Here is a 12,151-nt window from a genome sequence, read left to right on the forward strand (position 1 = left end):
CTGCGGCCCGTATGCCCGACGCCCCGCACGCCGGAGGCAACCGCACACTGAGGCAACCGCACGCCTGGGGCTCCCCGCGGACCTGAGGCCCCCGCGCACCCGGCGCCGCCCAGGCCGGACGCGCCGCAGGCCCCGGGGCGCCCGCGAGAGCCGAGGGTCGCCGCACGGTGCACCGCCACCCCGGAGCACACCCCGGGTACCCGCGAGAGCCGAGGCCGGGCACAGGCCCGAGCGGCGCGGGCGGTACGCCGCGCCCGCCCTCAGGGCTTGGCCGAGCGGTAGTAGCGCCGTGCCCCTTCGTGCAGTTCCAGCGGATCGGTGTAGATCGCCGTACGCAGATCCACCAGCTGCGCCGCGTGCACCTCGCGCCCGATCCGGTCCCGGCTGTCGATCACGGTCCGGGTGAAGGCCTCCGTCATGCGCGGATCCGTGCGGTCGGTGGTGATCAGCAGGTTGGCCACCGCCACCGTCTGGACGGCCTCCCCCCGCTGCGCGTGGTCGTAGGCGTCGGCCGGCATCACCGCCGACCGGTAGTGCCGGGTGGAGCCGCCCGCCGCCTGGAGTCGGCCGATCAGGGCCGTGTCCAGGGGCACCAGCCTGATGTCGAGCCGTTGCGAGAGCTCCTCCACCGCGCCGGTCGGCAGTCCGCCGGACCAGAAGAAGGCGTCGAGCTCGCCGTCGACCAGACGCTGCGGCATGGTGTCGATCCCGGCCTCGACGGGATCGATGTCCGCGGAGGGGTCGACGCCCGCCGCCGTCATGATCCGGTCCGCGAGGAGGAGCACCCCCGAGCCCTTCTGCCCGACACCCACCCGCTTGCCCCGCAGGTCGGAGACCTGCCGGATGTCCGAACCCCGGGGCACGACGAGCTGGACGTAGTCGTCGTAGAGCCGCACGCACCCGCGCAGCCGTTCGCTGCCCGGCTTGCCGTTCCGCAGATAGGCGGCCACCGCGTCGACGGTGGCGATGGTGAAGTCGGCCTTGCCGGTGGCGACCCGTTCGATGTTCTGCTGCGAGCCCTCGCTGTTCTGCAGCTGTATCGACACCTTGGGCATGTCCTTGGCCAGCGCGCCTTCGAGCCGCTGCCCGTACCGCTGGTAGACCCCGCTGCGCACGCCGGTCGAGAAGGTGAGGGAGCCGCTCGGCTCCTCGTCCCCCAGCGGGAGCACCCACCACGACAGCAGTCCGAGCACCACCGCGGCGGCGGCGCCCCCCTGGAGCGTGCGACGCCGGCCGAACCGGGACAGTACCTGCAGCATGGCGCGATCCTGCCAGGCCGCGCCCCGTCCTGGCCAGGCCGGACCGGGGCCGCGGGCTCCGGCGGCGGAAGAGGTGCGGCCACCGCCTACCCTTGTCCCATGACCAGCGGCAACCGGAGCGAAGCAGTGGACGTCCAGAAGAGCTACGAGGTGCGCACCTACGGGTGCCAGATGAACGTCCACGACTCCGAACGCCTGTCGGGGCTGCTGGAGGGCGCCGGGTACGTGCGCGCCCCCGAGGGCTCCGACGGCGACGCCGACGTCGTCGTCTTCAACACCTGCGCGGTGCGTGAGAACGCCGACAACAAGCTCTACGGCAACCTCGGCCGCCTCGCCCCGATGAAGACGAAGCGCCCCGGCATGCAGATCGCCGTCGGCGGCTGCCTGGCACAGAAGGACCGCGACACGATCGTCCGGCGAGCCCCCTGGGTCGACGTCGTCTTCGGCACCCACAACATCGGCAAGCTGCCGGTGCTGCTGGAGCGCGCACGGGTCCAGGAGGAGGCCCAGGTCGAGATCGCCGAGTCCCTGGAGGCGTTCCCCTCGACCCTGCCCACCCGCCGCGAGTCCGCGTACGCCGCGTGGGTGTCGATCTCCGTGGGCTGCAACAACACCTGCACCTTCTGTATCGTCCCGGCGCTGCGCGGCAAGGAGAAGGACCGCCGCACCGGCGACATCCTGGCCGAGATCGAGGCCCTCGTCGCCGAGGGGGTCAGCGAGATCACCCTGCTCGGACAGAACGTGAACGCCTACGGCTCCGACATCGGCGACCGCGAGGCGTTCTCCAAGCTGCTGCGCGCCTGCGGCAGCATCGAGGGCCTGGAGCGCGTCCGCTTCACCTCGCCGCACCCCCGGGACTTCACCGACGACGTGATCGCGGCGATGGCCGAGACGCCCAACGTGATGCCCCAGCTGCACATGCCGATGCAGTCGGGCTCGGACACGATCCTCAGGGCCATGCGCCGCTCGTACCGCCAGGAGCGCTTCCTCGGGATCATCGAGAAGGTGCGCGCCGCCATGCCGGACGCCGCCATCTCCACCGACATCATCGTCGGCTTCCCCGGGGAGACCGAGGAGGACTTCGAGCAGACGATGCACGCCGTGCGCGAGGCCCGCTTCGCGAACGCCTTCACCTTCCAGTACTCCAAGCGGCCCGGGACGCCCGCCGCCGACATGGAGGGGCAGATCCCCAAGGAGGTCGTCCAGGAGCGTTACATGCGTCTGTCCGCCCTCCAGGAGGAGATCTCCTGGAACGAGAACAAGAAGCAGGTCGGCCGCACCCTGGACGTCATGGTCGCCGAGGGCGAGGGCCGCAAGGACGGCGCCACCCACCGGCTCTCCGGCCGCGCACCCGACAACCGGCTCGTCCATTTCACCAAGCCGTCCGAGGACGTGCGCCCCGGCGACGTCGTCACCGTCGAGATCAGCTACGCCGCCCCGCACCACCTGCTCGCCGAGGGCGCGCCCCTGGCCGTCCGGCGCACGCGGTCCGGGGACGCCTGGGAGAAGCGCAACGCGGCTCCCGCCGCCCGGCCCGCCGGAGTGATGCTGGGCCTGCCCGGCATCGGGGCGCCCGCCCCGCAGCCCGCGGCCGTCACCCCGGGCTGCGGCTGCGACTGAGTACGCTGACCGGCATGCTTGTCGCCGCCGCCGTCTGCCCCTGCCCGCCGCTCCTGCTGCCCGAGGTGGCCGCCGGCGCCGCTCCCGAACTCGACGACGCGCGGAACGCGTGCCTCGACGCACTGGGCGTGCTCGCCGCGGCGCGACCGGACCTGCTGGTCGTGACCGGGCCCGCCGGGCCGGACGGCCACGGGCCGTTCCCCCCGGGTTCGGCCGGCTCCTTCGCCGGATTCGGGGTCGACCTCGCGGTGCGGCTGGGGCGGGCGCCGGAGGAGGCGCCGGCACCGGACCGTCCGCTCCCGGCCTCCCTCGCCGTCGGCGCCTGGCTGCTGGACCGGGCGCGGTGGGACGCGGCCCCGGCGGAAGGCCTCGGCGTGGCGGAGACACTCCCCGCCGACCGCTGCCTGTCCGCCGGAGCCGCCCTGGCCGCCCGGGCGGAACGGGTCGCCCTGCTGGTCATGGGCGACGGCAGCGCCTGCCGCACGGTCAAGGCGCCCGGCTACCTCGACGAGCGGGCGGCTGACTTCGACGCCGCGGCCGTAAGGGCGCTGGGCGAGGCCGACCTCGCCGCGCTGGGCGCCCTGGACGCGTCCCTGGCGTACGAACTGAAGGCGGCGGGCCGAGCGCCCTGGCAGGTGCTCGCGGGCGCCGCGCAGGGCGCCGGCCTCGCCGGCCGGCTGCTGTACGAGGCAGCCCCCTACGGCGTGGGGTACGCCGTAGCCGCCTGGTCCTGAGCGGGCCGGAAGGCCGGTGAGCACGGCGGAGGGCCGTGGAGCGGCATCGCTCCACGGCCCTCGGTGCTGCCGGTCCGGGTCAGGAAGCCGGCGGGGGAGGCGGTGTGCCGGGGGTGCCGCCCTCGTCGTTCTTGTTGCCCAGACGGTCGACCGCGTCCTTGGCCTTCTGCGTGCCGGACACGATCTTGTCGCTGTACTTGCCCTTGGTCTTCTCGTCGACCGTGCGGGCGGCCTTGTCGAGACCCTGGTCGATCTTGTCCCCGTGCTGGTGCGCGAGGTCGCCGACCTTCTCCTTGGCCGGTTCCAGCTTGGCCTTCAGGTTGTCCAGGAAACCCATGGGGTCACCTTCCGTACTGGGGGACTGTGGTCACATTTTACCCGCCCGTGGGCCGTTACGCGTCACTCGCCGTGTCCGTCCGCAGGCGGCCGGGTGAGCGGGGCCGCGCCGCGCAGGGTGCGGAGTACACCGTTCCGGCCGGTCCGGGGACGTCCCGGAGTTTGGGAGACTGTCCCGGTGAGAACACCAGCTCCCACCCCCCGTGTCATCACCGTCGTCGGTCCCACCGCGGCCGGAAAATCCGACCTGGGAGTGTTCCTCGCCCAGCGGCTCGGCGGCGAAGTGGTCAACGCCGACTCCATGCAGCTGTACCGGGGCATGGACATCGGCACGGCGAAGCTGGCCCCCGACGAGCGCGGCGGCGTCCCCCACCACCTGCTGGACATCTGGGACGTCACCGAGGCCGCGAGCGTCGCCGAGTACCAGCGGCTCGCCCGCACCGAGATCGACCGGCTGCTGTCCGAAGGGCGGACCCCCGTGCTGGTGGGCGGCTCGGGCCTCTACGTGAAGGGCGCCGTCGACGCCCTCGAGTTCCCGGGGACGGACCCCGACGTGCGCGCCCGGCTCGAACAGGAGCTGGCGGAGCGCGGTTCGGGTGCCCTGCACGCCCGGCTCGCCGCCGCGGACCCCGAGGCCGCCCTGGCCATCCTGGCCAGCAACGGGCGCCGCATCGTCCGTGCCCTGGAGGTCATCGAGATCACGGGCAAGCCCTTCACCGCCAACCTCCCGGGCGACGAGGCGGTCTACGACGCCCTCCAGATCGGGGTGGACGTCGAGCGCCCCGAACTCGACGAACGGATCCGCACCCGCGTCGACCGGATGTGGGAGGCCGGGCTGGTCCAGGAGGTGCGCGACCTGGAGGCCCGGGGGCTGCGCGAGGGGCGCACGGCCTCACGGGCGCTCGGCTACCAGCAGGTCCTCGCGGCGCTCGCGGGGGAGTGCACCGAGGACGAGGCGCGCGCCGAGACCGTACGCGCCACCAAGCGCTTCGCCCGCCGTCAGGACTCGTGGTTCCGCCGCGACCCGCGCGTCACGTGGCTCAGCGGGGCGGAGGAACGGCGCGGAGAACTCCCGGACCGGGCGCTGGCGTTGGTCGAACGAGCGGTCACAGCCTGATCACGTGATGGCATCGGGACGCTCCGCCCGTCATTTCGGCGGCCGGGAGCGTGCCATCATCGAGCATCGATCGACCAGTGGAGTCCGAGTTGGGAGGGCGCGTGGCGATGGAGGCCGGCCCTCGCGACACAGACCGCGACGCACCGGACACGCGGCATGAGGCGGGACGCCTCAGCCCGGACGGACCCGACGACCTCGGCATCGTGCCCGAGGCCGGGGCCGAGGTCGAGGTCGAGCTCCGCCCCGCCCGCCGGATGCGGCTCTGGCAGCTCGCGCCGATCGTGGGGCTGGCGGCGGTCGGCTCCCTGATGTTCGCCTTCCCGCTCGCCTTCGAGTTCGGCGGGGGCGGCGCCGTGGTGGCGATGCTGGGGCTGCTGATCAGCTGCTGCGCCGCCGGCTGGGGCATGATGGCGGCCCGCCGCGTCGGCCACACCTGGCCCGGTCTGCCGGTCAGGGGGGCGGACGCGCGTCCCGACTGGCGGGTGATCGCGCTGTACGTCGCCGTCTGCGGGGTGCTGGTCGCCCTGGCCGTCTGGCGCGTGGCGCGCCTGCGCTGAGCGCCCCGGTCCGGCGGACCGCCGTCCCCGCCTCGTACAGTTGATCCGTGAGCACTGCGCAGATTCCCTTCCTCAAGGGACACGGCACCGAGAACGACTTCGTGATCGTGCCGGACCCGGACAACGCCCTCGACCTGCCCGCTTCCGTCGTCGCCCGGTTCTGCGACCGCCGCGCCGGCATCGGCGGTGACGGGCTGCTGCACGTCGTGCGGTCCGCCGCGCACCCCGACGCCCGTGGCATGGCGGAGGAGGCCGAGTGGTTCATGGACTACCGCAACGCCGACGGGTCGGTCGCCGAGATGTGCGGCAACGGAGTGCGTGTCTTCGCCCGGTACCTCCAGCGCGCCGGGTTCACGGCCGAGGGCGACCTGGCGGTCGCGACCCGGGGCGGCGTCAAGCGGGTGCACATCGCGAAGGACGGCGACATCACGGTCTCCATGGGCCGGGCGGTGCTCCCCGCGGCCGGGGTCACGGTCACCGTGGACGGCCGCAGCTGGGAGGCCCGCAACGTGAACATGGGCAACCCGCACGCCGTCGCCTTCGTCGACGAGCTGGACCACGCCGGAGACCTCCTCTCCGTACCGCCGTTCAGCCCGCGGTCCGTCTACCCGGACGGTGTCAACATCGAGTTCGTCGCCGACCGCGGGCCGCGGCACGTCGCGATGCGCGTCCACGAGCGCGGCTCGGGCGAGACGCGCTCCTGCGGCACGGGCGCGTGCGCGGTGGCCGTCGCGGCCGCGCGCAGGGACGGCGCGGACCCCGCGCTGACCGGTACCCCCGCGACGTACACGGTGGATCTCCCCGGAGGCACCCTGGTCATCACCGAACACCCCGACGGCGGGATCGACATGACCGGCCCCGCGGTCATCGTCGGTGAGGGCGTGATCGACGCGGCGTGGGTCGAAACGGTGATCGGGTAGGGCTTCGCTCGAATGGGTGATCCGTTTCACGCTCGGCGGGAGCGGTACTGCGCCACGTGGTGGGGTCGATAGCATCAAGCACCGGCCCGGGGCGTATCCGCCTCCCCACCCTGCCGGTCGACGTTCGCCGGAGGTGCCCCATGAGCGCAGAGGCCGCCAATCCAGGTGCTCCCCTTCGCAAGCGCGGTCGCGCACGGATCGATCTGCGCCGGCTGGGCCGTGTCGCCCTGCTCGGCCCGGTCTCCCGCGACCGGCTCCCCGACGCCATCGGGCATGTGGCGGAGGCACATCGCGCGCACCATCCGGACGCCGATCTCACCATCCTGAGCAGGGCCTACGTCCTGGCCGAGTCCTCCCACCGCGGCCAGATGCGCAAGAGCGGTGAGCCCTACATCACCCATCCCCTCGCGGTCACCCTGATCCTCGCCGAACTCGGCGCCGAGACGACGACCCTGACCGCCTCCCTGCTCCACGACACGGTCGAGGACACCGAGGTGACCCTGGACCAGGTGCGCGAGGAGTTCGGCGAGGAGGTCTGCTACCTCGTCGACGGCGTCACCAAGCTGGAGAAGGTCGACTACGGCACGGCCGCCGAGCCGGAGACCTTCCGCAAGATGCTCGTCGCCACCGGGAACGACGTGCGCGTCATGTCGATCAAACTGGCCGACCGGCTGCACAACATGCGCACCCTCGGCGTCATGCGCCCCGAGAAGCAGGTCAGGATCGCCAAGGTCACCCGGGACGTCCTCATCCCGCTGGCCGAACGCCTCGGTGTGCAGGCGCTCAAGACGGAGCTCGAAGACCTCGTCTTCGCGATCCTGCACCCGGAGGAGTACGCCCGCACCCAGGCCCTGATCTCCGCCCGGGAGGGCGAGCGGGATCCGCTCACCCGGATCGCCGACAGCGTCAGGTCCACCCTGCGGGACGCCGGCATCAGCGCCGAAGTGCTCATCAGGCCGCGCCACTTCGTCTCCGTGCACCGGGTGAGGATGAAACGCGGCGAGATGCGGGGCACCGACTTCGGCCGGCTGCTGGTGCTGGTCGGGGAGGACGCCGACTGCTACGCCGTCCTGGGCGAGCTGCACACCTGTTTCACCCCGGTGATCTCCGAGTTCAAGGACTTCATCGCGGCGCCCAAGTTCAACCTCTACCAGTCCCTGCACACCGCGGTGGCCGGCTCCGAGGGTGCGGTCGCCGAAGTGCTCATCCGTACGCACCGGATGCACACGGTCGCCGAGGCCGGCGTCGTCGCACTCGGCAACCCCTACACCCAGGACGGCGCCCCCGCGCAGCAGCCGGAACCCGCGGACGGCGAGCGCGCCGACCCGACCAGGCCCGGCTGGCTCTCCCGCCTCCTCGACTGGCAGGAGTCGGCCACCGACTCCGACACCTTCTGGGCGACCCTGCGCGCCGACCTCGCCCAGGACCGGGAGATCACCGTCTTCCGCACCGACGGCGGGACGCTCGGACTCCCCGCCGGCGCCAGCTGCGTCGACGCCGCCTACGCCCAGTACGGCGACGAGGCCCACGGCTGCATCGGCGCCCGCGTCAACGGCCGGCTGGCCACGCTCGGCACCGCACTGAACGACGGCGACACCGTGCAGTTGCTGCTCGCGCACGACGCCTCGTCGGGACCGTCCCCCGAGTGGCTCGACCACGCGCGCACCCCCGCCGCCCGGATCGCGATCTCCCGGTGGCTCGACGCCCACCCCGACGGCGCACAGGCCCCCCACCGGGGCCGGCCGGACGCGCCGAGGCCGCAGGCACAGCCCGCCGAGGACTCGGGCGCCGGCCGGGGCCGGGGCGCCGGGCGGGCGGCGGGCGTGGTCGTCGACCTGCCGGACGCCCCGGTCCGCCTCGCCGGCTGCTGCACCCCCGTACCGCCGGACACCATCGTCGGCTTCACCGTGCGCGGCGGGGCCGTCACGGTGCACCGCGAGGAGTGTCCGGCGGTGGCCCGCATGAGGGGAGCCGGCCGTGCGGCCGTCGGCGCACGCTGGGACGACCCGGGCGACCGGAGCGGAACCGCCGACTACAAGGTCACCCTGGTCGCGGAGTCCTTCGGACGCCCCCGGCTCCTCGCCGACCTCACCGAAGCCATCGCGACGGCGGACGCGGCCATCGTCGCGGCGACCGTCGAGCCGCCCAGCGAGCAGGTCGTCCGGCACACCTACACCCTGCAGCTGCCGGACGCCGCGGGCCTGCCCGGCCTCATGCGGGCGATGCGCGACGTCCCCGGGGTGTACGACGTGAGCCGCGCCCAGCAGCCCGCCGCCACCGGCTGACCGCCGGGGGCCTCCGGGGTCCCCCTGCCGCCGCCAGGCGACCCCGTTCGGGTGGTGCGGCGCGCGCCCCTGCGGCACGGACGGCGGGCGCTGATAGCCGTAGTCCATGCCGTTCACCTCCCGCCGACTGCGCGCAGTCCTGCTCGCCACCGCGTCGGTCACCCTCGTCGCCGCCACCCTGCCCGCGCCCGAGCCGCTCGGCATCGGCGACCGCCTGTTCCCGCACCTCGGCAACCCCGGTTACGACGTCCTCGCCTACGACATCGCCCTCACCTACCGGGGCAGGAACACCGAGCCCCTCGACGCCGTCACCGTCATCGACGCGCGGACCACCGCCCCGCTGGACCGGATCAACCTCGACTTCACCCGGGGCACCGTGCGGTCCGTCCAGGTCGACGGGCGCGACGCGCGGTTCGCCGCCGCGGGGGAGGACCTGGTCGTCGACGCGCCCTCCCGGCTCCCGGCGGGCGCACCCGTGCGGATCACCGTGCGGCACACGAGCGACCCCGCGGGCGGCAAGGCCGACGGGGGCTGGGTCCCCACGGCCGACGGCCTCGCGATGGCGAACCAGGCCGACGCCGCGCACCGCGTCTTCCCGGGCAACGACCACCCCGCCGACAAGGCGTACTTCACCTTCCGGGTGACCGCGCCGAAGGAGTTCACGGTCGTCGCGGGCGGCCTGCCCGCCGGCCGGACCGAGCAGGGCGGCACGACCACCTGGACCTACCGCACCGCGCACCCGATGGCGACGGAACTGGCCCAGGTCTCCATCGGCCGCTCCGCCGTCCTGCACCGCGCCGGACCGCACGGCCTGCCGGTCCGCGACGTGGTGCCCGCCGCGGACCGGGAGAAGCTGGAGCCCTGGCTGAGGAAGACCCCTGCGCAGCTGGCCTGGATGGAGCGGCAGGTCGGCCCGTACCCGTTCGAGACGTACGGACTCCTGGTCGCCGACACCGAGACGGGCTTCGAGCTGGAGACCCAGACGCTCTCCCTCTTCGAGCGGTCCCTGTTCACCGGGGGCGCGTACCCCGAGTGGTACGTCGACTCGGTCATGGTCCACGAGCTCGCCCACCAGTGGTTCGGCGACAGCGTCTCCCCGCGCTCCTGGTCCGACCTGTGGCTCAACGAGGGACACGCCACCTGGTACGAGGCCCGCTACGCCGAGGAGCACGCACAGAAGCCCCTGGAGCGGCGCATGCGCGAGGCGTACGCCCGCTCCGACGCCTGGCGCGCCGCGGGCGGCCCGCCCGCCCGCCCCGACGCGCCGACCCCCGGCCACAAGATCAGCCTGTTCCGGCCGGTGGTGTACGACGGGAGCGCGCTGGTCCTGTACGCGCTCCGCGAGGAGATCGGCGAGGCCGCGTTCGACGTCCTGGAGCGCACCTGGGTCCGGGCCCACCGGAACGGGTCGGCGACCACGCGGCAGTTCACCGGCCTCGCGTCGCGGATCGCGGGACGGGACCTGACGGAGTTCTTCGACGGGTGGCTGTACGGCGAGCGGACACCGCCGATGCCCGGCCACCCCGACTGGCGCAGCGGAACGCCCGGGACCGCCGGGCCCGCCCCGGTCTCCGCGGAGCCCGGGAGCGGGCGGGACGCCGGGCGGGCGGCGAAACTCCGGTGACGAGCCGAACGCGGACATGCCACTATCGACGCGTCGGCACGGCGGCCGGCCGGCGGACCACCCCAGGGGAATCTTCCGGGCGGGCCACGCGTTGTGGCTGACGTAACGGACTTCTCTCGACGTAAGGATCCAATGACCTCCTCTTCCTCCCTTCCCCAGGACGCGCAGGACGCGCAGAGTGCCACGGAAACCGACTCCGAGAGCCTCACCGAGAGCCTTCGGGCCGACGCCCTGATGGAAGAGGACGTCGCCTGGAGCCACGAGATCGACGGAGCGCGGGACGGCGACCAGCTCGACCGTTCCGAGCGTGCGGCCCTGCGCCGTGTCGCGGGGCTCTCCACCGAGCTCGAGGACGTCACCGAGGTCGAGTACCGCCAGCTCCGCCTGGAGCGCGTGGTGCTCGTCGGTGTCTGGACCTCGGGGACCGTCCACGACGCGGAGATCTCCCTCGCGGAGCTCGCGGCCCTCGCCGAGACGGCGGGTGCCCAGGTGCTGGACGCCGTGTTCCAGCGGCGCGACAAGCCCGACCCGGCCACGTACATCGGCTCCGGCAAGGCCATGGAGCTGCGCGACATCGTCCTCGAGTCCGGGGCCGACACCGTCGTCTGCGACGGTGAGCTCAGCCCGGGCCAGCTGATCCATCTGGAGGACGTCGTCAAGGTCAAGGTGGTCGACAGGACCGCCCTGATCCTCGACATCTTCGCCCAGCACGCCAAGTCCCGAGAGGGCAAGGCGCAGGTGTCGCTGGCACAGATGCAGTACATGCTTCCCCGCCTGCGCGGCTGGGGCCAGTCGCTGTCCCGTCAGATGGGCGGCGGCGGGTCCAGCGGCGGTGGCGGCATGGCCACTCGCGGTCCCGGTGAGACCAAGATCGAGACGGACCGTCGGCGGATCCGCGAGAAGATGGCGAAGATGCGCCGGGAGATCGCGGAGATGAAGACCGGCCGCGAGATCAAGCGCCAGGAGCGCCGGCGCAACAGGGTCCCCTCGGTGGCCATCGCCGGATACACCAACGCCGGGAAGTCCTCGCTGCTCAACCGGCTCACCGGTGCGGGTGTCCTCGTCGAGAACGCCCTGTTCGCGACCCTCGACCCGACCGTGCGCCGGGCCGAGACGCCGAGCGGCCGTCTCTACACCCTGGCCGACACCGTCGGCTTCGTGCGGCACCTTCCCCACCACCTGGTCGAGGCGTTCCGCTCCACCATGGAGGAGGTCGGTGACTCCGACCTGATCCTGCACGTGGTGGACGGCGCGCACCCGGTGCCCGAGGAGCAGCTCGCCGCCGTGCGCCAGGTGATCCGGGAGGTCGGCGCGGTCGACGTACCCGAGATCGTCGTGATCAACAAGGCGGACGCCGCCGATCCGCTGGTGCTGCAGCGTCTGCTGCGCACCGAGAAGCACGCGATCGCGGTGTCGGCACGGACCGGCGCCGGGATCGACGAACTCCTCGCGCTGATCGACTCAGAGCTGCCGCGCCCGTCCGTCGAGATCGAGGCGCTCGTGCCCTACACCCAGGGGGCGCTCGTCTCCCGGGTGCACGCCGAGGGCGAGGTCATCTCCGAGGAGCACACCCCGGAGGGCACCCTGCTCAAGGCCCGGGTCCACGAAGAACTGAGCGCGGACCTCGGGATGTTCGCACCGGTCGCCCACTGACACGACCGACGCACGGAGGCCGGGCCCCCTCGGAAGGGGGCCCGGC

The 12,151-nt window shown here is 73.1% G+C and carries 10 protein-coding genes; 8 read left to right on the forward strand and 2 right to left on the reverse strand.

Annotated features, from left to right (window positions below; genetic code table 11):
• Nucleotides 1-260: 260 nt before the first annotated feature.
• A complete protein-coding gene (locus ABZ172_RS25365; protein WP_356886771.1) occupies nt 261-1,259 on the reverse strand; it encodes a TAXI family TRAP transporter solute-binding subunit in 999 nt (332 codons plus the stop codon).
• A gap of 99 nt (nt 1,260-1,358) precedes the next feature.
• Between ABZ172_RS25365 and miaB the strand changes: the two genes are divergently transcribed.
• Together miaB and ABZ172_RS25375 are read left to right on the forward strand one after the other, a co-directional pair.
• Nucleotides 1,359-2,879 (forward strand): tRNA (N6-isopentenyl adenosine(37)-C2)-methylthiotransferase MiaB, encoded by a 1,521-nt coding sequence (gene miaB / locus ABZ172_RS25370; protein ID WP_356886773.1) that lies wholly within the window; start codon nt 1,359-1,361, stop codon nt 2,877-2,879.
• Nucleotides 2,880-2,893: 14 nt separating this feature from the next.
• Entirely contained in the window at nt 2,894-3,613 is a 720-nt protein-coding gene (locus tag ABZ172_RS25375) for a class III extradiol dioxygenase subunit B-like domain-containing protein (protein WP_356886775.1), read from the forward strand.
• Nucleotides 3,614-3,692: 79 nt separating this feature from the next.
• Here ABZ172_RS25375 and ABZ172_RS25380 read toward each other — a convergent pair whose 3' ends face one another.
• Complete coding sequence (locus ABZ172_RS25380; RefSeq protein ID WP_356886777.1) at nt 3,693-3,950, reverse strand: antitoxin; 258 nt, start codon at nt 3,948-3,950, stop codon at nt 3,693-3,695.
• A 177-nt stretch (nt 3,951-4,127) separates the two neighbouring features.
• Here ABZ172_RS25380 and miaA point away from each other — a divergent pair, with 177 nt between their 5' ends.
• From miaA to hflX, 6 genes are all read left to right on the forward strand, one after another.
• Complete coding sequence (miaA, locus tag ABZ172_RS25385) at nt 4,128-5,066, forward strand: tRNA (adenosine(37)-N6)-dimethylallyltransferase MiaA (protein ID WP_356886779.1); 939 nt, start codon at nt 4,128-4,130, stop codon at nt 5,064-5,066.
• Nucleotides 5,067-5,173: 107 nt separating this feature from the next.
• Nucleotides 5,174-5,623, forward strand: coding sequence for a hypothetical protein (locus tag ABZ172_RS25390; RefSeq protein ID WP_356886781.1), 450 nt, complete (start codon nt 5,174-5,176; stop codon nt 5,621-5,623).
• A 47-nt stretch (nt 5,624-5,670) separates the two neighbouring features.
• The gene (dapF, locus tag ABZ172_RS25395) at nt 5,671-6,543 is read left to right on the forward strand and encodes a diaminopimelate epimerase (RefSeq protein ID WP_356886783.1); all 873 of its coding nucleotides are present in this window, start codon (nt 5,671-5,673) and stop codon (nt 6,541-6,543) included.
• Between the two features lie 140 nt (nt 6,544-6,683).
• Nucleotides 6,684-8,828: an HD domain-containing protein gene (locus ABZ172_RS25400; RefSeq protein WP_356886785.1), complete on the forward strand. Its 2,145-nt coding sequence runs from the start codon at nt 6,684-6,686 to the stop codon at nt 8,826-8,828.
• A 106-nt stretch (nt 8,829-8,934) separates the two neighbouring features.
• Nucleotides 8,935-10,452, forward strand: coding sequence for a M1 family metallopeptidase (locus ABZ172_RS25405; RefSeq protein WP_356886787.1), 1,518 nt, complete (start codon nt 8,935-8,937; stop codon nt 10,450-10,452).
• Nucleotides 10,453-10,584: 132 nt separating this feature from the next.
• Complete coding sequence (hflX, locus tag ABZ172_RS25410) at nt 10,585-12,105, forward strand: GTPase HflX (protein ID WP_356886789.1); 1,521 nt, start codon at nt 10,585-10,587, stop codon at nt 12,103-12,105.
• Nucleotides 12,106-12,151: the final 46 nt, after the last annotated feature.

Origin of the sequence: Streptomyces sp. NPDC006296, assembly GCF_040613235.1 — a bacterium.
Classification (GTDB): Bacteria; Actinomycetota; Actinomycetes; order Streptomycetales; family Streptomycetaceae; genus Streptomyces.

Coding starts and splice junctions, on each gene's coding strand:
- hflX (WP_356886789.1), top strand. CDS start 10,585: ATGACCTCCTCTTCCTCCCTTCCCCAGGACGCGCAGGACGCGCAGAGT.
- ABZ172_RS25365 (WP_356886771.1), bottom strand. CDS start 1,259: ATGCTGCAGGTACTGTCCCGGTTCGGCCGGCGTCGCACGCTCCAGGGG.
- ABZ172_RS25400 (WP_356886785.1), top strand. CDS start 6,684: ATGAGCGCAGAGGCCGCCAATCCAGGTGCTCCCCTTCGCAAGCGCGGT.
- ABZ172_RS25375 (WP_356886775.1), top strand. CDS start 2,894: ATGCTTGTCGCCGCCGCCGTCTGCCCCTGCCCGCCGCTCCTGCTGCCC.
- miaB (WP_356886773.1), top strand. CDS start 1,359: ATGACCAGCGGCAACCGGAGCGAAGCAGTGGACGTCCAGAAGAGCTAC.
- ABZ172_RS25380 (WP_356886777.1), bottom strand. CDS start 3,950: ATGGGTTTCCTGGACAACCTGAAGGCCAAGCTGGAACCGGCCAAGGAG.
- ABZ172_RS25390 (WP_356886781.1), top strand. CDS start 5,174: ATGGAGGCCGGCCCTCGCGACACAGACCGCGACGCACCGGACACGCGG.
- ABZ172_RS25405 (WP_356886787.1), top strand. CDS start 8,935: ATGCCGTTCACCTCCCGCCGACTGCGCGCAGTCCTGCTCGCCACCGCG.